Origin of the sequence: Klebsiella aerogenes KCTC 2190, assembly GCF_000215745.1 — a bacterium.
Lineage (GTDB): Bacteria > Pseudomonadota > Gammaproteobacteria > Enterobacterales > Enterobacteriaceae > Klebsiella > Klebsiella aerogenes.
This window is the reverse complement of sequence record NC_015663.1, coordinates 708753-729737: the sequence shown is the minus strand read 5'-3', so window position 1 is coordinate 729737 and position 20985 is coordinate 708753. Positions and strand designations below refer to the sequence as shown.

The following is a 20985-nucleotide window of genomic DNA, read 5'->3' as shown; positions in this document are numbered from 1 at the left end:
GGCGCAACAAAAGCGTCCGCTTTTGTTGCCACTTCCTGTCACTTTACACGATACGCGCGAAGCCTGCCGCTAAATCCGCCAGCAGATCGTCAACATTTTCTAAACCTATGTGCAGTCGAATAAGGGTACCGCTGAAATCCACTTCCGCCTCGAGGCGGATGGCCGCGATATGTTCCGGCTGGTTGGCGAGGATCAGCGATTCGAACCCGCCCCATGAGTAGGCCATGCTGAACAGACTGAAGTTGTCCAGATAGGCTGCCAGCTCGGCGTCGGTGAGGCGCTTATTGAGAACGAAAGAGAACAGGCCGCTGCTGCCGCTGAAGTCGCGCTTCCAGAATTCGTGGCCCTTGCTGCCCGGCAGCGCCGGATGATTGACCCGCGCCACCTGTGGGTGCTGCGCCAGCCATTCGGCGACGCGCAGACTGCTTTCGTGATGTTGGCGCAGGCGGACGCCAAGCGTGCGTAAACCGCGGCTGGTCATATAGGCGGTGTCGGCATCGACCATCTGGCCCATTAGATAGGCGTTTTCACACAGTTGCTCCCAACAGCGGGCGTTGGCCACTGCGGTGCCGATCATTCCGTCGGAGTGGCCAATTAAATATTTCGTTGCCGCCTGGATAGAGATATCGATACCAAAATCGAGCGCTTTAAACAGCACCCCTGCCGCCCAGGTGTTATCGATCATGATAATAGCTTCCGGCGCGACGCGGCGCACGGCGGCGACGATGGCCGGCACATCATGCACTTCCATGGTGATCGAGCCGGGGGATTCGAGGAACACCACTTTGGTATTGGGTTGAATCAGATTGGCGATATCCGCGCCGATGAGCGGATCGAACCAGCCGGTGGTCACCCCGAGCTTTGCGAGGATCTTAGTGCAGAAGTCCTGGCTGGGTTCATAGGCGGTGTTGGTCATTAACACGTGGTCGCCCTGTTCGACGAAGGCCAGAATCGTGTTAGCGACCGCGGCCGCGCCGCAGGGGAAGAGGGCGCAGCCGGCGCCGCCTTCCAGTTCGCACATGGCTTCCTGCAGCGAAAAGTGGGTCAGCGTGCCGCGGCGGCCATAAAACAGCTCGCCTTTGGCGCGGTTACGGGTGGCGTGTTTTTTAGCCTCGACGGTATCGAATACCAGCGATGAGGCGCGCTGGATGACGCTATTCACCGAACCCTGAGTATATTTTTTGCGGCGCCCGGCGTTGACCAGCGCGGTATCAAGATGTTTATCAGCCATGTTCTGCAAACCTGTTTTTATACGTCTGGACGTCTAAACTACCATGAATCCCGGTTTGTGTACCGGGTCGTAAACGATACAGGCAAAAATTTTCCCGAAACCGGCGTCAGCCGCTTTTTTACTGCGTAAGCGCAAAGAAAATAAACGTGATTTGCTGCACAGTGTAAATACTAATGAGAACCACTATCAATTCGATGCCGTTTTGATATTATTATGCTCAGTTTTTGTGATTGACGTCCTGGAGAAACAGTGTGGGTAATAATTTGATGCAGGCGGATCTCTCCGTTTGGGGTATGTATCATCACGCCGATATTGTCGTTAAGGTTGTGATGATTGGCTTGATTCTGGCTTCGGTAGTCACCTGGGCTATCTTCTTCGGCAAGGGCGCCGAAATGTTGTCCAGCAAGCGTCGCCTCAAGCGTGAGCAGCAGCAGCTCAGCGAAGCGCGTTCTCTCGATCAGGCTAACACTATCGCGAATGGATTCCATGCCAAAAGCCTGACCACTCAGCTGATTAACGAAGCCAATAATGAGCTGGAACTGTCGGCAGGCGTGGATGACAACGAAGGCATTAAAGAACGTACCGGTTTCCGCCTTGAGCGTCGTGTGGCGCAGGTTGGCCGCTATATGGGCCGCGGTAACGGTTATCTGGCGACTATCGGCGCTATTTCCCCGTTCGTCGGTCTGTTCGGTACCGTCTGGGGCATCATGAACAGCTTTATCGGTATCGCGCAAACGCAGACCACTAACCTCGCGGTTGTCGCACCGGGTATCGCGGAAGCGCTATTGGCAACGGCGATTGGTCTGTTTGCCGCGATTCCGGCGGTGGTTATCTACAACGTTTTCGCCCGCATGATTGCCAGTTACAAAGCGTCTCTTGGCGACGTGGCCGCGCAGATTATGCTGCTGCAAAGCCGCGATCTCGACCTGAACGCCAGTGGTTCTCAGCCGCTGCGTCCGGCGCAGAAATTACGGGTAGGTTGATCCGCTATGGCAATGCATTTTAACGAAAACCTCGATGATAACGGCGAAATGCACGACATTAACGTGACGCCATTTATCGACGTCATGTTGGTGCTGTTGATTATCTTTATGGTGGCGGCGCCGCTGGCCACCGTGGACGTCAAAGTCAATCTGCCTGCTTCATCCAGCCAGCCGCAGCCGCGTCCGGAAAAACCGATTTATCTGTCGGTGAAAGCGGACAAATCGATGTTCCTCGGCAACGATCCGGTGACTGAAGAGAGCGTGATTGCCTCGCTGGATGCGCTGACTCAGGGCAAGAAAGACACCACCGTCTTCTTCCGCGCTGACAAAACCGTCGACTACGAGACGATGATGAAAGTGATGGATACGCTGCATCAGGCCGGATATCTGAAGATTGGTCTGGTGGGCGAAGAGACCGTCAAAGCGAAGTAATTTCCCCCAGGATATCCCCCGGAAGGCCAACCCTGCGTTGGCCTTTTTTATTTCCCCGGCGCCTGCGCATCGTTTTGATATGAGCCAGCTGCGATATAATGGCGGCCATTTTTACAAACTGACAGGACCTTATGGAACGCTTTCTGGAAAACGCTATTTATGCTTCGCGCTGGCTGCTGGCGCCGGTTTATTTCGGCCTCTCGCTGGGCCTTATCGCGCTATCGATAAAATTTTTTCAGGAGATATTCCACATCCTGCCGCATATCTTCAGCGTCAGCGAGTCGGATCTGATTCTGACGCTGCTTTCGCTGGTCGATATGACGCTGGTGGGCGGGCTGCTGGTGATGGTGATGTTTTCAGGTTATGAAAACTTCGTTTCGACGCTGGATATTAACGAAGGCAAAGAGAAGCTCAACTGGCTTGGCAAAATGGATGCGACATCGCTGAAAAACAAGGTGGCGGCGTCGATTGTGGCTATCTCTTCCATTCACCTGCTGCGGGTGTTTATGGATGCGAAGAACGTGCCGGATAATAAGCTGATGTGGTACGTCATTATCCATCTCACCTTTGTGCTTTCAGCCTTTGTGATGGGCTATCTCGATCGCCTGACCAAGGTAAAGCACTGATGTGACAACTTACCCGGCAGCTTTGCGCCGCCGGGTAAAGGCATTACGCCTGACGTTTGTCTTCGGTCTGGGTGTCGAAATCGCGGGCGTCATGGCGCTCGTGCAACTGCTCGTCGAGCGGGCCATTGGTGCGGTTAACCATCCGTCCGCGCTTCACCGCCGGGCGATTGCCCACATCCTGCGCCCAGCGCAGCACGTTAACGTAACTGCCGGCATCGAGGAATTCCGCGGCGTTATAGACGTTGCCCAGCACCACGTTGCCGTACCACGGCCAGATCGCCATATCGGCGATGGTGTACTCTTCCCCCGCCACAAAGCGGCCGCGCGCCAGCTGCTTATCCAGCACGTCGAGCTGACGTTTCGCTTCCATGGTAAAGCGGTCGATGGCGTACTCGATTTTCACCGGCGCATAGTTATAGAAGTGGCCAAAGCCGCCGCCGAGGAACGGCGCTGCGCCCTGTAGCCAGAACAGCCAGTTCAGCGTTTCGGTGCGCCCGGCCGGGTCTTTCGGCAGGAAGAAACCAAATTTTTCCGCCAGATAGAGCAGGATGCTGCCGGATTCAAATACCCGGGTCGGCGGAGTCGTGGAGTGGTCGCTCAGCGCCGGGATCTTCGAGTTTGGGTTCACTTCGACAAAGCCGCTGGAGAACTGATCGCCTTCGCCGATACGAATCAGCCAGGCGTCATACTCAGCGCCAGCCACGCCCAGCGCCAGCAGCTCTTCCAGCATGATAGTCACTTTCTGCCCGTTCGGCGTGCCCAGCGAATAGAGCTGCAGCGGGTGATTGCCAACGGGCAGCACTTTTTCATGCGTCGCGCCGGAAACCGGACGGTTGATATTGGCGAACGCGCCGCCGTTATTCTGTTTCCATTCCCATACTTTCGGTGGTTGGTATTGATTGTCGGACATACTGACCTGCCTCTTTAGTAAGGTGTACAAAAAAGTCTAGCAGCTAATCTCAGGCCATAATCCGCGCGGCCCACACGCTGACGTCATCGCCGCTGCCGAGATCGGGCTGCACCAGGCCGTTGACCATAAACGTCGGCGACACATGGATGCCGTTCTGGCGGGCGTATTTACTGTGCCATTTGATTTCGTTTTGCAGCTCAGGGCGGGCAAATGCCGCCGCCAGCGACACGTGGCTATAGCGCTCAAGGCGCTCGATAATTTGCTGCGGAGTGGTATTCATATTCGGCCCGCTGCAGTGGTCGGTGAATTCAAACTCTTCACGATGATCGGCGACCGCCTGCAGGACTTTGTGCGCCTGCTCTCTGCCGTGCGGCAGGGTGGAGGCGGCCAGCACGCAGCGCACGATTACCCCGGAAAACAGATGCCACGGCTGGGACTGCAGGCGAATCTTAATCGTGACGTTCTCGGCGCCGACTTCATCCAGCAATTCATCAAGCTTGTTGAAGGCGCGAACGGAAAACGGACAGGTTGGTTCGAGGAATACTTCAAAAGTCCGTGGGCCATGTCCCCAGACCAGCGGCTGGGCATTGAGATGCGAAGGTGCGCTCATTGTCGACTCCTGATGTAGTGATGTTTTTTTGTTATGTGTTGGCTAACAATATCACTTTTGCCAATGGACGCCGGGTTATTTTCTATAAGGGCACGTTTAGCGAATCGAATGAGTGGTATCATCATTTCACCTCTGTCTGGTAAGTGCCTGCGGCAGGATAAGAAGAGGGAGTTTTGTTCCGCCAACTGCCCGGGCTGCATTAATTTGAGGTCAGGCTAAATGAGTAAAGGATCGACCAGTATTGACGCCCCTTTCGGCACGCTTTTGGGCTACGCGCCGGGCGGCGTGGCAATTTATTCTTCGAATTACAGTAGCTTAAATCCACAAGATTATCCGGATGACGCCGCTTTCCGCAGCTATATCGGCAACGAGTATATGGGGCATAAATGGCAGTGCGTGGAGTTCGCGCGGCGCTTTTTATTCCTCACCTACGGCTTTGTCTTTACCGACGTCGGTATGGCTTATGAAATCTTCTCGCTGCGCTTTCTGCGCGAAGTGGTCAATGACAACATTCTTCCCCTGCAGGCCTTCGCCAACGGCTCGCGCCGTCCGCCGATCGCCGGTTCGCTGCTAATCTGGCAGAAAGGCGGCGAGTTTAAACATACCGGACACGTGGCGGTGATTACGCAACTGGTAGGGAATAAGGTCCGTATCGCCGAGCAGAACGTCATCCACGCGCCGCTGCCGCAGGGCCAGCAGTGGACCCGCGAGCTGACGCTGGAAGTGAAAGACGGCGTCTACACCATCAAAGATACCTTTGCCGATACCGAAATTTTAGGCTGGATGATCCAGACCGCCGATACCGAGCATAGCCTGCCGCAGCCGGTGCTGCCGGGCGAGGAGATGAAAATCAGAGGCGCGCGGCTGCCGAATAAAGGCCAGTTCCGCGGTAACTGGCTCAATGAGAAAGACGCGCTGCAAAAGGCCTATGTTGAAGCCAACGGTCATTTCATCAATCAGGATCCCTACCAGTACTTCACCATCAGCGAGAGCGCCGAACAGGAACTGATTAAAGCGACCAATGAACTGCATCTGATGTATCTGCACGCCACTGATAAGGTGATGAAGGATGACAACCTGCTGGCGCTGTTCGATATTCCGAAAATTCTCTGGCCTCGTCTGCGCCTCTCGTGGCAGCGCCGCCGTCATCATATGATTACCGGGCGCATGGATTTCTGCATGGATGAGCGCGGGCTGAAGGTGTACGAATACAACGCCGACTCTGCCTCTTGCCATACGGAAGGCGGATTGATCCTCGAACAGTGGCTGAAACAGGGCTATCGCGGTACCGGCCATAATCCGGCGGAAAATCTGCTTGAGGAGCTGGCGGGGGCGTGGAAGCACAGCCGCGCGCGGCCGTTCGTGCACATCATGCAGGATAAGGATCTTGAAGAGAACTACCATGCCCAGTTTATTCAGCGTTCGCTAACCGAGGCGGGCTTTGAGAGCAAAATTCTCTTTGGCCTTGATGAGCTGCGCTGGGATGCCGCCGGACAGCTTATCGATGGCGATGGCCGCCTGGTTAACTGCGTGTGGAAGACCTGGGCGTGGGAAACCGCCATCGAGCAGGTGCGGGAAGTCAGCGCCGATGAGTATGCGGCGGTGCCGATTCGTACCGGTCATCCGCAAAATGAGGTGCGCCTGATTGACGTCCTGCTGCGCCCTGAAGTATTGGTATTCGAACCGCTGTGGACGGTTATCCCCGGCAACAAGGCGATTCTGCCGGTGCTGTGGTCGCTGTTCCCGCATCATCGCTATCTGCTGGATACCGATTTTGTGGTCAATGACGAGCTGGCGAAAACCGGTTATGCGGTCAAACCGATCTCCGGGCGCTGCGGTAATAACATCGATCTGATAAGCCCGCACGATGAGGTATTGGATCAGACCAGCGGGCAATTTGTCGATCGCAAAAATATTTACCAGCAGCTGTGGTGTCTGCCGAAGGTTGACGGCAAGTACATCCAGGTGTGCACTTTTACGGTGGGCGGTAACTATGGCGGAACCTGCCTGCGCGGCGATGATTCGCTGGTGGTGAAGAAAGAGAGCGATATTGAGCCGTTAGTCGTGCTAAAAGACGACGAGTAACGGCCGCAAACCGGGCAGCGGCTAGTATCGCTGCCGGCACCTGCAAAGCTACAACGAACAACTAACACAACAACAAGATAGAAAAGGAAAAGCATATGCACGATCGGCGCCTCGCCGCCCGCGCGGGTGAACTTAAGCCCTCCGCCGTCCGCGAACTTCTCAAACACAGTAAACTGCCTGGCGTCATTTCGCTTGGCGGCGGTATTCCGGCTCCGGAACTGTTTGATACCGAAGGTCTCAACCTCGCGGTGCAAAAGGTGATGAGTGAACGTTTTAATGATGCGTTCCAGTACGGCCTTACCGAAGGATATCCGCCGCTGCGCCAGGCGGTGAGCGAAATCTGCCAGTCGCGCGGCGTGGCCTGCTCGGCAAGCCAGGTGTATATCACCTCCGGTTCGCAGCAATCGCTGGATATCGTCGCCCGCACGCTGCTCGATCCGGGCGATGCGGTCGTCGTTGAACGTCCGACCTACCTTGCCGCGCTGCAGGTATTCCAGCTGGCGCAGGCGAATATCCTGAGCGTCGATACCGACGATAACGGCATGCTGGTTGAACAACTGGCCGATCTGCTGGAAACCACTAAGGTTAAAGCGGTCTATCTGGTGCCGACATTTGGCAACCCTGGCGGTAAAACCCTCAGCGACGATCGTCGCCAGCGGCTGGTGGCGCTAGCGAAGCAACATGATTTTGTGATCATCGAAGACGATCCCTACGGCGAAATCAGCTTCACCGATAAAGTACGTCGTCCGCTGTATCAACATGCGATCGAACAAGGCTGTGAAGAACGGGTGGTGTACACCTCCACGTTCTCCAAGATCCTCGCGCCGGGAATGCGTATCGGCTGGATCGTGATGCCGGAATGGCTGGCGCACCAGGCGGTGATCGTGAAGCAGGCGGCGGATCTGCATACTAATATGCTCTCTCAGGTTATCACCGCTGAGTATCTGGAAATGAATCGCCTGAACGATCAGATCGCTCTGATCCGCGAAGACTACCGCAAGAAGTGCGTGGCGCTGGCTGATGCGCTGGAAAGTCGTCTTGGCGAGCATCTTGAGTTTAGCCGCCCGGAAGGGGGAATGTTCCTCTGGGCCCGTTTCCGCTATCCGTTCGATACCATGGCGTGGCTTGAGAAGACGTTGGAAAACGGCGTGGTTTACGTACCTGGTGAAGCGTTCTACAACGATAATCCGGATACCCGCACGCTGCGTCTTTCCTACTCGACGGTTTCTGAAGCCGGTCTGCTGACCGCCGTCGAACGTCTGGCGAAATCGCTGTAATCTTTTGTCTCCGCACCGATGACCGGTGCGGAGAGCTTTAAATCGGGGGGAGGGTTTACTCTTGCTCGGCGATGCGATCGTCAAGCCAGATAAGCATCAGGGAAGAGAGAAAAGCGACAGCAATAGTGCCAATAAACAACAACATAAAAATTTCCTCAGGGGTTTTATTATTTTTCTAATGTAACCGGTGAGTGGCTATTTTTGTTTGCAAAGGTGATTTTGGTGTCATGCTGAGCCGTTGCAAGGGTGAAGAAATCATCAGCGTCAACATCGAAGTTCAGTACTATTTCCCGATACTTTCTGGCGTTAATTAATTCTTTAGCTTCTTTCATACTACTGGCGATAATAGTAGGCATCAGTTTCATCTCAGTTTGAAAACTAGCAGGCAAAATAAAAGCTTGTTCGTATCAGATCAACTACTTTTTACCGTCACCTACGTCACAGAAAAAGGCATGGCTACGCTGGCTGGCGAAAAATGAAACATAATTTCTGTTTTCCGCGCAGCGGGCAGCGAATCATTTTGTTGATCTCACTAAAGAATGTGCAATCTTCGGTTAAAAATAATATCCCTGCTTATTTTAAGCATACCGACAAGCCAATTTCGTCAGGCGGGTAAACCTTCAACGATGGTTATCATGGCGTCGGCAACGTCCGCGCGTGCGGCGCGCGCCTGTTGATATTCCTCTGAGTGGTAGCAGGCCAGCGCGCTTTCCATATCGTCAAACTCAATAAGTACGTGCTTGGCGAAGGATTGTCCCTCCAGCGTTTGCGCCCGGCCGCCGCGAGCGACAAAGCGCGCGTGGTAGCGTTTGAACGCTGCTGGGGCGAGATCCATATAATGCTGATATTGCTCGGGATCGTGAATGTTGACGTGGGCAATCCAGTAAGCGGCCATGTTTACTCCTGTGAGGATAGAATCTGTTTGGCAAGCTGCGCGGCTTCGGTCAGATGCTCCAGTACCGCTTGTCTGGCCTGCTGAGGATCGTTGTTTTCGATGGCGTCATAGATGCGCGACATCCGTTCAAAGCCGGCAACTTGCCGCTCCGGCGATGCCAGCGTGAGCGCACGTAAACGGCTAATGCGGCTATTGAGGCGTTGAACGATTTCCCAGGCAATGGTGTGCTTAGCAACCCGGAACAGGGTTTCATAGAAGGCCTGTGAGGCTTCAACCCGTTTAATATCATCCTGCTCGCGCGAGGCTTGGGCAATTAGCTGGAGCTGCTGATATAGCTGGTGCTTATCATCATCGTTAGCGAGTCTGGCGCAATCGCTGGCGGCTTCTTGTTCAAGCAGCATACGGATTTTGTAGATCTGCTCTGCGCTTTCCCAGTTTAAAACGGCAACGATTGGGCCTTTTTTCGGCAGCGTCTCAATCAGCCCTTCGGCCTCAAGATAGCGGATCACTTCTCTGACCACGCTGCGGCTGACGCCAAGCTGCTCGGTAAGCTGGCGTTCGACCAGCCGGTCGCCAGCTTTGAAATAGCCGGCGATAATCGCCTGGCGCACTTTTGTGAGCGCCAACTCGCGTAATGTGACCGGAACGGCGTCAATTTTGAGTGAATGGTTATCAACCATCAAATCCCTCTGTGTTTATCTGATGAATCAAAGCGGCAACACGGCTCGCAGAGGAGAATCGCTGTACTATTAACACCCTTTCGTCAGACGATGCAACGCTAGCCCACCGCGGAATACTGGCGATTGTCATCTCCGGGAACCAGAAAATTGCGCTGGCTCACAAATCTGCATTCTGCTGAAGAAAAAAACGCTACCCGGCTGCTGTTATCCTAACACTTTGATTTTAGTTCATTTCAAAGCGGCGAAATGTTCGCCGCTTCCCACCCCAGCGTTTATCCGGGTTTCTCACGGCTTAACGCCATGCCTTTTCTTTAAATCTTCTATAAATCATTACGTTAAAAACAAAAAAGCCTTGTAATTAGGTAATGTCGATAGTTCTAAAAAGCATACCGTATGATGGTATACCATATTTTGACATGTTAATTTCGCCGATGCTATACCACTTGCGAAACATTTAATTAGCAAGTTATTAACCTTTGTTGAGGAGAGGCTATGCATCCGGCAATTCGTAAAACGTTAGTCACAACGGAAACGTTGTATGTCGATGGCGGTAAAGCAGCAGAAAAACCGCTGGTGATGATTGCCGCCGCCGCGGTGATCCGCAATCCGTGGGCGGGGCTGGGCTATGTCGATGACCTTGCGCCGCAAATCCGTGAATTCGCGCCAATCCTTGGCGAGCTGCTCACCGGCCTGATCCTCAAGGAAGCTGGTAGCGGTGAAAAAGTCGAAGCGTTTGGTAAAAGCGCGATCGTCGGCCTTGATGGCGAGCTGGAACACGCTTCGGCGCTTATCCACACGCTGCACTTCGGTAACCACTACCGCAGCGCGGTGCAGAGTAAGAGCTATCTGGCGTTTAACAATACTCGCGGGCCGGCGAACTCACCGGTGCTGATCCCAATGATGAACAAGAATGATGAAGGCAGCCGTGAGCACTACCTGACCATGCAGTTCAACATCTGCGATGCGCCGCGTTATGACGAAATCGTTATTGCGCTGGGCGCGGCGCTGGGCGGACGCCCGCATCACCGTATTGGCAACCGTTATTCCGACCTGAAAGAGTTAGGCCATGATGCGCAAAACCCAGCTGCTGTCTGAACGTCAGATGCGGGTTAGCTATCTGGAGGCTGGCGCAGGCGAGCCGCTGGTGCTGATCCACGGCGTCGGTATGAATGCGGCGTCCTGGTACCCGCAAATTGAGGCGCTGAGCCGCTATTTCCGGGTGATTGCGGTTGATATGCCGGGGCATGGCGATAGCGATGCGTTTCAGCAGCCGGTGATCTTAACGGACTACGTAGCCTGGCTGAATGATTTTTTGCGTACCCAGCCTGAGCGCCGTTTTGCGGTAGCCGGCCACTCGATGGGGGCGCTTATCGCCTCCGGGCTGGCCATTGATTATCCGCAGCGAGTGAGTCACGCGGTGGTGATGAGCGGCGTCTACCGCCGCAATGAACAGGCGCGCCGCGCCGTACTGCAGCGGGCCCGTGAACTGGCGGCCGGCGAGGCGCAGTTGGATTCGCCGCTGGCGCGTTGGTTCAGCAACGATGCGAAGGAAGCGATTCTGCGCGAACAGGTCGGCGGCTGGCTGGCGGAAGTCAATCTGCAGGGCTATGCCGCAGCGTATCAGGCCTTCGCCGGCGGCGATCGGGTCTATGCCGACCGTTGGCAGGAGATCCGCTGTCCGGTTCTGGTGCTGACCGGTGAACTGGATGCCAACTCCAGTCCACAAATGGCGCGGGAAATGGCAGCGGCGGCGCCGCTGGGTCAGGCGATCATTATTGATGGCGCCCGGCATATGGTCAGTCTGACCGATGCCCCACGCGTCAACCATGAAATGCTGAGCTTCCTGCAGTGCGGCTCGGCGCGACAGAGCAACAATGCCAATACGGCGGGACTTACTCATGCAAATAGATAAACGTAGACAACTCCGCGACGCTTTCGGCGCATTTATGACTGGCGTCACCGTCGTCACCAGCCGCGATAAAAACGGCGAGCCGATTGGCTTTACCGCCAACTCGTTCTCTTCGGTCTCGCTGGATCCAGCGCTGCTGTTGGTCAGCATCGATAAGCGTTCGGCCAATTTCAGCAACTTCACCGAGTGCGACTATTTCGCCGTCAATATTCTGGCGGAACAGCAGAAAGAAACCTCCAATATTTTCGCGCAGAAAGTTGAGGACCGCTTCGCTCTGATCGACTGGCGCGCGAGTGAAAACGGCACCCCGCTTATCGATAACAGTTCCGCGTGGTTTGATTGCGCGCTGCATCAGGTCATCGACGCTGGCGATCACGCGATTTTGTTGGGGCGAGTTGAAGGCTTTGATTCCGTTGGCACCGCGGGGCTTGGCTACTATCGCGGCGCTTATTTCACTCCGTACCACAACGCTGAGGTATTGATGAATCGGCTCAGCGTTGAAGTCAGCGCGTTGATTGAGTTCAACGGTCAGGCGGTGATGATGCCGCATGGCGATGGTTATCGTCTGCCGACCCGCAGCGTGGCGAAAGGCAGCGTCGACGACACCTTAAAAGCGCTCATGGCAGAGTTGGGGATTAATGCCAGCCCGGGCTTTGTCTATTCGGTATATGAAGACCGTCAGAACAATAAGCAGCATATCGTATTGCTGTGCGCGCTGCCGACCGAGCCGGAAAGTGAGCGACCGGCCCTGCGGCAGGCGCAATGGTACGACCTGGAAAAGCTGTCGGCGCTGCCGATTGGCGATTCAGCGCTGAAATCTTTAATGAACCGTTTTGTACGGGAAAGCGCCGTCGGCAATTACAGCATCTACTACGGTGACGAATTAAGCGGGTCAATCAAGCAATTCGCTAGCTGAATTTATACTGGAGCCCCAATGAAACTGTCTCTTTTTATTCATATGGAACGCATCTCGCCGGATGAGCCACAGGATAAGCTCTACAACGAGATGATGACGCTGTGTGAAATGGCCGATGAAGCCGGCATGCATGCTATCTGGACCGGCGAACATCATGGGATGAATTTTACCATCGCGCCGAACCCGTTTATCAATCTCGCCGATTTAGCCAACCGCACCAAACGGGTGCGTTTGGGCACCGGCACCATTATTGCCCCGTTTAACCATCCGCTGCGGCTGGCCGGCGAGGCGGCCATGACCGATATCATCACTGGCGGCCGTCTCGAGTTGGGGATTGCGCGCGGGGCATACAATTATGAGTATCAGCGTTTGATGCCTGGACTCGATGCCTGGGAAGCTGGGCAGCGAATGCGTGAATTGGTACCGGCGGTGAAAAAATTGTGGGAAGGCGATTACACGCATCAGGGGGAGTACTGGCAATTTCCTGCATCGACCTCCTCGCCGCAGCCTAAGCAGCAGCCGCATCCGCCGATCTGGATTGCGGCTCGGGACCCGAATAGCCATGAGTTTGCAGTCAGCAACGGTTGCAACGTGCAGGTGACGCCGCTGCATCAGGGCGAAGAAGAAATTGTCCGCCTGGCGGAGTGTTTCCACGAAACCCGTCAGCGCCTGGCGCCGGAGAAACCGCTGAAAATTATGCTGCTGCAGCATGGCTTCGTCGCTGAAGATGAAAATGACGCCCAACAAGCCGCCGAAGAACTTAACCGTTTTTATAACTATTTTGGCGCCTGGTTTAAGAATGAGCGCCCGGTAAGCCAGGGGCTGATTCAGCCGCTTAGCGACGAAGAGATCGCTGCCAATACCTATTATTCCGCCGCCGCCATGCGCAAAAATCTCGCCATCGGCACGCCGAATGAAATCATCACCCGGCTGAAAAAATATGAAGCGCTGGGCTATGACGAATTTGCGTTGTGGATTGATAGCGGGATGCCGTTTGAGCGGAAAAAGGCGTCACTAACCCGCTTTATTCAGCAAGTTATGCCCGAATTTCGTTAACAGGTGCCGAGATGGAATCGTTCGATCTTTATATAGACGGTGTGTTTGAGCGCGGCGCAGCGCGCTTTTCATCACTCAACCCAGCAACTGCCCAACCGTGGGCGGAGATTGCCGAAGCGCGGGAAGAAGAGGTTGATCGCGCGGTAGCTGCCGCGAAACGGGCATTTTACGATCCGGCCTGGCGTGGGTTAACCGCCAGCGCTCGGGGTAAACTGCTGATGAAACTGGCTGATCTGGTTGAGCAAAACGCCGATGAGCTGGCGCGACTTGAAACGCTGGACAGCGGAAAAATCATTCGCGAAACGCGATCGCAGATTGCCTACGTGGCTGAATATTACCGCTATTATGCGGGTCTCGCTGACAAGCTGGAAGGCCGCACGCTGGCGATTGATAAGGCGGATACTGAAACCTGGACGCGGCGTGAAGCAGTGGGCGTCGTCGCCGCGATTATTCCGTGGAACAGCCAGCTCTTTTTATCGGCGGTGAAGATCGGTCCGGCGCTGGCGGCAGGTTGTACTATCGTGGTGAAAGCGGCGGAGAGCGCTCCTACGCCGCTGCTAGCCTTTGCCCGACTGATTGCCGATGCGGGATTCCCGGCGGGCGTCTGCAACGTGATCACTGGCTTTGCCGGGACGTGCGGGACGCGGTTAACAACCCACCCGGACGTGGACCATATCGCCTTTACCGGCGGCCCCGAGACCGCTCGCCACATTGTACGCAACAGTGCGGAAAACCTTAGCAAAACCACCCTTGAGCTGGGCGGTAAGTCGCCCTTTATCGTCTTTGAGGATGCGGATTTGGACAGCGCCGCCAATGCGCAGGTTGCGGCGATATTTGCCGCCTCCGGGCAGAGCTGCGTCGCCGGTTCGCGCCTGCTGGTGGCGGAAAGCGTCAAAGAGCAACTGCTGGAGAAATTAGTCGAGCGGGTTAAACGAATTGTCATCGGCAGCCCGGACGACGCGGCGACGCAATTCGGCCCACTGTGTACCGAGCGCCAGAAGAGGCTCATCGAGCAGGTGGTCAGCCGCTCTCTGGAGCAGGGCGCCCGGCTGGTGAGCGGCCATTATGCCATCGATTCCCCAGGCTACTACTATCCGCCAACGATCCTTGATTGCTCGGCTACGCCGCAGGCGGAAAGCGTAGTGCGCGAGCTATTCGGCCCGGTGCTTTCGCTTGTCACCTTCCGTGATGAAGCGGAAGCCATACGGCTGGCGAATGCCACCGATTACGGGCTGGCTGCCGGCGTCTTTACGCGTAATCTCGCTCGCGCGCATCGCGTAACCCGCGATCTGCGCTGTGGGATCGTGTGGATCAATACCTATCGTATGGTATCGCCGTTGGCGCCTTTTGGTGGATATGGTCTGTCCGGACACGGGCGAGAGGGCGGAATGGAAGCGGCACTGGAATTTACCACCACGAAAACCGTGTGGCTGCGCACCAGCGACGAGCCGATCGACGATCCCTTTATTATGCGCTGAACCGGCGCTTTTCGCTCCTCGCGCTACGGTTGGCGCGACGGCCGGTTGCGGTAAGGCCAGCAGCGCCTTACCGCAGCTCACTTAACGGAATAACCCCAGCTTGTATTTCCGGGAACACTGCGTTCCTAGGGCTGGCTGTGCTCTTTTTTAGACATTCGAACCCTACACATTAAAGAAAAAATCCCCATTAACGGAGGATAAAATGTCCCGAAGTCACGTAATTGAAAATAAGACGGTGGACTACGTTCCGGCCAATGAGCGACACGGCCAGGCGCGCAGTCTTTTCACCTTATGGTTTTGTACCAATATTGCGCCGCTGGCGGTGGTGACCGGCGCGATATCTACGCAAACTTTCCATCTTAATATTCTGTCGGCGATAAGCGCGATTATTGCCGGACACATGTTTGGCGGGCTTTTTCTGGCGCTCACTTCCGCACAGGGGCCGCGGGTTGGCATTCCGCAGATGGTGCAGAGCCGGGCGCAGTTCGGTCGCTACGGTTCGCTGCTGGTGGTCGCTTTTACCACCATGATTTATCTCGGGTTTTTTATTTCGAACGTCACGCTGTCCGGGAAAGTCATCAATAATGTGATACCGACAATCCCGCTGACCAGCGCCACGGTGATTGGCGCGATTGCCGCCACCCTGATCGGCATTATTGGTTATCGATTTATTCATCGAATTAATAAAATTGGCGCCTGGGTGATGGGCTCGGCGCTGCTGGTGGGGTTGGTGATGATGCTCACTCAACCCTTGCCAGCCGGCTTCTGGCAGCAAGGCTCATTCAGTCTTAACGGCTGGTTTGCAACCTTCTGCATCTGCGCGGTATGGCAGATGAGCTTTTCACCTTATACCTCTGATTATTCACGCTATTTACCAGAAAATATCGGTGTATTTAAACCGTTTATCTGCACCTGGGCTGGAGCCTGCTGCGGCACGATTCTGGCCTTTCTGGTGGGGGTCGTGGCGATTAACGTCGTCGGCGGTGAGGGCGATGCGATGGCGGCAGTGCGCCAGGCGACCGGGGTATTAGGACCAGTGCTTATGGTACTGTTTCTGCTAAATATTATTTGCCATAACTCGATGAATCTCTACGGTTCGGTGCTGTCGTTGATTACCGCCATGCAGACATTCCGCCCGCAGTGGCGGCCGGATGCGCGGGTGCGGATGCTGTTTTCTGCCGTGGTGCTGGTTGGGGGAGTGCTCGTCTCGGTGGCGGCGGCGGCCAATTTTGTCGCTTTCTTCCTGAATTTGATCTGGGCGTTAATCGGCGTGCTCATTCCATGGTGCGTCATTAACCTGCTCGATTTTTACGTTATCAATAAACAGCATTACGATATAGACGCCATTTTTAGCGCCGATGGCGGGCGCTACGGGCTGGTGAACCGCCGTGCGCTGCTGGTCTACTTTGGCGGCGTGTTGGTGCAGGTGCCGTTTGTTGAAAATGCTTTTTACACCGGGCCGTGGGCGCATCTGATTCCCGGCGCCGACATCTCATGGATGATTAGCCTGGTGGTCACAAGTTTGGCGTATATGCGTTTTCATCAACGGGGTGCAGTGGGGCATTACGGCCGGGAAAAAGCGCGGATAACCGGCCTGATGGATAACGGTTCCTGATCGGTGAGCGGGGCGAAATGCCCCGCTCACCGTCTTAAAGCTGATACTGCCAGGAGAACAGGAAGCGCTTTTCGGCTTCATCGAGATAGGTGTTGTTATCCTGCACGTAGGTCATAAATTTCACTGAGTTATGCTCGGTCAGGTTATATCCCACGCCGACCCCGGCGAAATAACCTTTATAGTTATCGCCATCGTCGTTTTTCGAGCCATACGATCCACCGGCGAAACCTAACAGGCGTAGATCGGCGCTCAAAGGTTTCAGAACAAAGGCGCCGAGATAACCGCTGCTGCCGGAGATATTCGTCGATTCAAAACCGTTTTCCGGCGACGGCATGCCGTTAAAACCCGACTGCGAACAGGCGCTATGTTGATCCTTATTACAGGCCATATGGTCGCCGGTATTATAGGTATAACCGGCCATCGGGAATATTTGAAAGCCTGCAGGTTCAAAACCAAAATAACTCAGCGGCAGGAACGTACCGATAGAATAGTTGGTTTGTGAGGAGTCATCGGGATAAACATTTTTCCCAAAGTTAAAGTTAAAAATACCAATGGGAAATAGCCATGAACCGCCGACGCGCCATTCCGTGGCGTCGCTATTAATACGCACATTGAGTTTCCGCGCTTCGTCAAAGGCCAGCGAGCCGGAAAATGCGAGATTGCTGTCGTCCAGATCGTAGTTATCTGACCACGTCACGCCGACTTTGGTGGTCACTTTAGTCGGGTCATCCGCCGATTTCTCGGCGTTGGTTTTAACTTCCCCCGTCTGGGCAAAGAGCGCGCCTGGCAGCAGACCGATACACAGCGCGCATACCGGGAGATATTTAATAAGCATAAAAATTCACAATTCAAAAAATCAAATACAACCAACTACTGTACACGACGATATTCATCGCTAATATCACCGATATATTTAATTTTGCATTTCACCGCCGGCACTAGTTAATTATTCGAAACTTAATAAATAACCCGCATATAGCGGGTTATTTATGAAAGAGGGTACGTAATAATATTTATAGCAGGCCAATCTCTTTCGCGGTGCGGTCCACGGCGCGTTTGGTTTTTTCAACCAGTTCATCGAGTTCGCTATGTCCAGCTATCAGCGCCGGCGCCATGATCATGCGCCCCAGCGTCGAGCGGATAATCACGCCTTCCTCAAAACCGATGGTGCGGCAGCGCCAGGCCAGTTCGTTCTCGTTGGCAAAGCGTTTGCGAGTGGCTTTATCTTCAGCAAACTGCAGGGCGGCCACCAGCCCGGCTCCCTGCACCTCGCCAATAAGCGGATGATTTTCAAACACTTCACGCAGCGTTTTTTGCAGATAGGGGCCGCTATCGGTGCGAACTCGGGTGACGTGGTTTTCATCGCGCAACGCTTTCAGGTTGGCAATCGCCACCGCGGCCGCCACCGGGTGGCCGGAATAGGTCAGGCCGTGTGGGAAAACGCCGCCTTTTTCCACCAGCACGTCGGCCATGCGCTTGCTCAGCACCAGGCCGCCCATCGGTACGTAACCGGAGGTTAGCCCCTTGGCAATCGACAGCGTATCCGGTTCAAAGCCAAAGTACTGATGCGCAAACCATTCACCGGTACGGCCAAAGCCGCCAATCACCTCATCGGCGCACAGCAGCACGTCATATTGCCGGCAAATACGTTGGATCTCCGGCCAGTAGCTTTCCGGCGGGAAGATCATACCGCCCGCGCCCTGGAACGGCTCGGCGATAAAACCGGCGACGTTTTCCGCGCCCAGTTCCAGGATCTTCTCTTCCAACTGACGGGCGCAGCGCAGGCCGAACTCCTGCGGCGTCAGGTCGCCGCCGTGCATAAACCAGTAGGGTTCATCGATATGGGCCACGTCCGGGATCACCCCGCCCATTTCATGCATGAACTTCATGCCGCCGAGCCCGCTTGCCGCCAGCGTGGAGCCGTGATAGCCGTTCCAGCGGCCAATCATCACCTTTTTCTCCGGCTTACCGAGGATCTGCCAGTAACGGCGAACGGTGCGAATCAGCACTTCATTCGATTCCGAACCGGAGTTGGTGTAGATAGCGTGGCTGTAGTGCGGCGGCAGTAGGCTGAACAGTAGCTCGGAAAGCTCAATCACCGCCGGGTGGGTCGTGTGGAAGAACATATTGTAATAGGGCAGTTTGGCAAACTGCGCCGCGGCGGCGTCCGCCAGATCCTGGCGGCTGTAGCCCAACTGGGTACACCACAGGCCGGACATTCCATCGAGGTATTTATTCCCGTCGTTGTCCCACAGGTAAAGTCCTTCGCCGCGTACCATGACGCGCGCCCCTTCGGCGTTCAGCGCTTTTTGATCCAGGAAGGCATGAATATGGTGAGCCGCATCTGAATGTTGGTAATCGGACGTCGAACGGTTCTGATTGCTTGGATTAGTCATTTCGTCTCTCCTGTCTGCTGAAACTGAAACCAGGTGGTTTTGAGGCTGGTGAATTTATCAAAGGCGTGCAGCGACAGATCGCGGCCAAAGCCCGACTGTTTGTTGCCGCCAAAGGGAACGGTGACGTCCAGCGCATCGACGGTATTTACCGAGATCGTTCCGGCGGTCAGCTGCGCGGCGACGCGATGGGCGCGGTGCAGATTGTCGGTCCACAGCGAGGCGGCCAGCGCATAGATATGGTTATTCGCCAGATGGACCGCCTCCTGCTCACTATCGAAGGCGCAAACCGCCAGCACCGGGCCAAAAATTTCCTCTTTCCACAGCGCCATCTCTTCGTTCACGTCGGTCAGTAGCGTCGGCTGAACGTAGTTGGCGACGCCGTCTATTTCCACCGTACGGCCGCCGGTAAGCAGCGTTGCTCCCTCGTCTTGCGCGCGGCGGATAGCCGCCATCACTTTTTCGGCATGGGCGGCGCTGACCATAGCCCCCATGCGGCTTTGCGGTTCGAGCGGATGCGCCGGAGCCCAGGCCTGCATTTTTTCCTGTAGTTTGGCAATGAAGGCCGCGTAAATCGGGCGCTCAACCAACAGGCGGGAGTTTGCCGAGCAGACTTCGCCCTGATTAAAACAGATACCAAAAGCTGCTTTTTCAGCGGCCAGGTCGAGATCCTGGCAGTCGGCGAAGATGATATTGGCGCTCTTGCCGCCGCACTCCAGCCATACCTGTTTCAGGTTGGACTGGGCCGAATAGGCCATAAAGGCTTTGCCGACGGCGGTTGAGCCGGTGAAGGCGATGACATCGATATCGTGATGCAGTCCCAGCGCGCTTCCGGTTTCGGTTCCCAGTCCGGTCACCACGTTAAGCACGCCTGGCGGAATACCGGCCTCCAGCGCCAGTTCGCCCAGACGCAGGGCGCTAAACGGCGAGTTTTCCGAGGGCTTGAGGATTACGCTATTGCCGGCGGCCAGCGCCGGACCCAACTTCCAGGAGGCGAGGTCGAGCGGGAAGTTCCACGGCACGATGGCGGCAACCACGCCGATGGGCTGGCGGGTAATGGTCGCCAGCGCGCCGGGCCTGGCGGGAGCCACTTCATCGTAGAGTTTATCTACGCTTTCGGCATACCAGCTGAGGATGTGCGCGGCGCCGGGGACATCAATATTCAGCGCATCGTTGACCGGTTTCCCCATGCTGACGCTCTCCAGCAGTGCCAGCTCTTCGCGATGCTGAAGGATCAGCGCCGAGAGGCGCAGCAGCGCGCGTTTACGCTCCTGCGGCGCCAGCCCCGACCAGACGCCGGAAGTAAACGCGCGGCGCGCGGAGGCGACGGCAATATCGATATCTTCCGTCTGCAGCGAGGTGACTTCCGCCAGCAGCGTATTGCTGGCTGGGTTAATGGCGGGACAGGTTTTACGGCTTTTCGCGACGTACGGTTGACCATCGATAATGGCGTGGCTGATAAAGCGCTGCTCCTGCAGCTTGCGCTGCCAAAAGTTTCTATCAGACATGAACCTTCTCCTTCGCATGTTGCGTAATTGTTATTTATTTGTTTCTTTGAGTTCATGATGCAGGAGGCCAATGCGGCGAGAAAGGACTAAAAATCTAGGCAACCTCTATAAAAATCGTTGTTAGCCAGGATTAGCGATTTTCTGTGATCCAGGGCGGGAGGTCGTGCGTTGTGATGGCGTTCAAATATCGGGGAGGTGCAATTTTTCAATAGGCTGTAATGCAAAGAGTTTTTATTTGCGGTCAGTTTTCTGCAACCCCGGAGCCTGCGTGCTTTTGGCGATATTAAATATTCTCAAATTATGGCATTGAGAATATAAATACTAATTAAGGGGAAATGAATAACGGTGAAACGATCGAGTTCATCAGCCTGTTTTCATGAG

Annotated in this window: 21 protein-coding genes; 12 read left to right on the top strand and 9 right to left on the bottom strand. The window is 55.2% G+C overall.

Features of this window, described 5'->3' with window-relative positions:
- Positions 1-43: 43 nt before the first annotated feature.
- A complete protein-coding gene (gene metC, locus EAE_RS03555; protein WP_015703500.1) occupies positions 44-1231 on the bottom strand; it encodes a cystathionine beta-lyase in 1188 nt (395 codons plus the stop codon).
- A gap of 251 nt (positions 1232-1482) precedes the next feature.
- Between metC and exbB the strand changes: the two genes are divergently transcribed.
- The 3 genes from exbB (at position 1483) to EAE_RS03540 (ending at position 3272) form a co-directional block, all read left to right on the top strand.
- The gene (exbB, locus tag EAE_RS03550; RefSeq protein WP_015369670.1) at positions 1483-2214 is read left to right on the top strand and encodes a tol-pal system-associated acyl-CoA thioesterase; all 732 of its coding nucleotides are present in this window, start codon (positions 1483-1485) and stop codon (positions 2212-2214) included.
- A 6-nt stretch (positions 2215-2220) separates the two neighbouring features.
- Positions 2221-2646, top strand: coding sequence for a TonB system transport protein ExbD (gene exbD / locus EAE_RS03545; protein WP_015369671.1), 426 nt, complete (start codon positions 2221-2223; stop codon positions 2644-2646).
- A 131-nt stretch (positions 2647-2777) separates the two neighbouring features.
- Positions 2778-3272: a TIGR00645 family protein gene (locus EAE_RS03540; RefSeq protein ID WP_015369672.1), complete on the top strand. Its 495-nt coding sequence runs from the start codon at positions 2778-2780 to the stop codon at positions 3270-3272.
- Positions 3273-3315: 43 nt separating this feature from the next.
- Here EAE_RS03540 and yghU read toward each other — a convergent pair whose 3' ends face one another.
- Complete coding sequence (gene yghU, locus EAE_RS03535) at positions 3316-4182, bottom strand: glutathione-dependent disulfide-bond oxidoreductase (RefSeq protein ID WP_015703499.1); 867 nt, start codon at positions 4180-4182, stop codon at positions 3316-3318.
- A 49-nt stretch (positions 4183-4231) separates the two neighbouring features.
- Positions 4232-4792, bottom strand: coding sequence for a DsbA family protein (locus EAE_RS03530; protein ID WP_015703498.1), 561 nt, complete (start codon positions 4790-4792; stop codon positions 4232-4234).
- A gap of 20 nt (positions 4793-4812) precedes the next feature.
- Between EAE_RS03530 and EAE_RS25470 the strand changes: the two genes are divergently transcribed.
- From EAE_RS25470 to EAE_RS03520, 3 genes are all read left to right on the top strand, one after another.
- A complete protein-coding gene (locus tag EAE_RS25470) occupies positions 4813-4935 on the top strand; it encodes a hypothetical protein (protein ID WP_306463112.1) in 123 nt (40 codons plus the stop codon).
- A gap of 76 nt (positions 4936-5011) precedes the next feature.
- Entirely contained in the window at positions 5012-6877 is a 1866-nt protein-coding gene (gss, locus tag EAE_RS03525; RefSeq protein ID WP_015703497.1) for a bifunctional glutathionylspermidine amidase/synthase, read from the top strand.
- A gap of 95 nt (positions 6878-6972) precedes the next feature.
- Positions 6973-8154: an aminotransferase-like domain-containing protein gene (locus tag EAE_RS03520; protein ID WP_015703496.1), complete on the top strand. Its 1182-nt coding sequence runs from the start codon at positions 6973-6975 to the stop codon at positions 8152-8154.
- Positions 8155-8321: 167 nt separating this feature from the next.
- Here EAE_RS03520 and EAE_RS03515 read toward each other — a convergent pair whose 3' ends face one another.
- From EAE_RS03515 to EAE_RS03505, 3 genes are all read right to left on the bottom strand, one after another.
- Positions 8322-8510 carry a hypothetical protein gene (locus EAE_RS03515; protein ID WP_015703495.1) on the bottom strand — a complete coding sequence of 63 codons (189 nt, stop codon included), beginning with the start codon at positions 8508-8510 and terminating at the stop codon, positions 8322-8324.
- 248 nt (positions 8511-8758) lie between these two features.
- The gene (locus EAE_RS03510; protein ID WP_015703494.1) at positions 8759-9049 is read right to left on the bottom strand and encodes a DUF1330 domain-containing protein; all 291 of its coding nucleotides are present in this window, start codon (positions 9047-9049) and stop codon (positions 8759-8761) included.
- Between the two features lie 2 nt (positions 9050-9051).
- On the bottom strand, positions 9052-9729 hold the full coding sequence (locus EAE_RS03505; RefSeq protein WP_015703493.1) for a GntR family transcriptional regulator: 678 nt from the start codon (positions 9727-9729) through the stop codon (positions 9052-9054).
- 492 nt (positions 9730-10221) lie between these two features.
- Here EAE_RS03505 and EAE_RS03500 point away from each other — a divergent pair, with 492 nt between their 5' ends.
- The 6 genes from EAE_RS03500 to EAE_RS03475 all read left to right on the top strand — a co-directional run bounded on the left by EAE_RS03500 (position 10222) and on the right by EAE_RS03475 (position 16703).
- The gene (locus EAE_RS03500; RefSeq protein WP_015703492.1) at positions 10222-10824 is read left to right on the top strand and encodes an amino acid synthesis family protein; all 603 of its coding nucleotides are present in this window, start codon (positions 10222-10224) and stop codon (positions 10822-10824) included.
- Positions 10796-11641, top strand: a complete 846-nt coding sequence (locus EAE_RS03495; RefSeq protein WP_015703491.1) for an alpha/beta fold hydrolase — start codon at positions 10796-10798, stop codon at positions 11639-11641. Before EAE_RS03500 ends, EAE_RS03495 begins: the two co-directional genes overlap by 29 nt.
- Positions 11628-12554, top strand: coding sequence for a flavin reductase family protein (locus tag EAE_RS03490; protein WP_015703490.1), 927 nt, complete (start codon positions 11628-11630; stop codon positions 12552-12554). Before EAE_RS03495 ends, EAE_RS03490 begins: the two co-directional genes overlap by 14 nt.
- An 18-nt stretch (positions 12555-12572) precedes the next feature.
- On the top strand, positions 12573-13610 hold the full coding sequence (locus EAE_RS03485) for an LLM class flavin-dependent oxidoreductase (RefSeq protein WP_015703489.1): 1038 nt from the start codon (positions 12573-12575) through the stop codon (positions 13608-13610).
- Between the two features lie 11 nt (positions 13611-13621).
- Positions 13622-15088, top strand: coding sequence for an aldehyde dehydrogenase (locus EAE_RS03480; RefSeq protein ID WP_015703488.1), 1467 nt, complete (start codon positions 13622-13624; stop codon positions 15086-15088).
- A 202-nt stretch (positions 15089-15290) separates the two neighbouring features.
- Positions 15291-16703: a purine-cytosine permease family protein gene (locus tag EAE_RS03475; RefSeq protein ID WP_015703487.1), complete on the top strand. Its 1413-nt coding sequence runs from the start codon at positions 15291-15293 to the stop codon at positions 16701-16703.
- 34 nt (positions 16704-16737) lie between these two features.
- On the opposite strand, the gene EAE_RS03470 is transcribed toward EAE_RS03475, so the two are convergent.
- From EAE_RS03470 to EAE_RS03460, 3 genes are all read right to left on the bottom strand, one after another.
- Complete coding sequence (locus tag EAE_RS03470; RefSeq protein WP_015703486.1) at positions 16738-17538, bottom strand: hypothetical protein; 801 nt, start codon at positions 17536-17538, stop codon at positions 16738-16740.
- A 178-nt stretch (positions 17539-17716) separates the two neighbouring features.
- A complete protein-coding gene (locus tag EAE_RS03465; protein WP_015369680.1) occupies positions 17717-19099 on the bottom strand; it encodes an aspartate aminotransferase family protein in 1383 nt (460 codons plus the stop codon).
- A complete protein-coding gene (locus EAE_RS03460) occupies positions 19096-20604 on the bottom strand; it encodes an aldehyde dehydrogenase (RefSeq protein ID WP_015369681.1) in 1509 nt (502 codons plus the stop codon). The genes EAE_RS03465 and EAE_RS03460 overlap by 4 nt, the downstream gene beginning before the upstream one ends.
- Positions 20605-20985 lie beyond the last annotated feature (381 nt).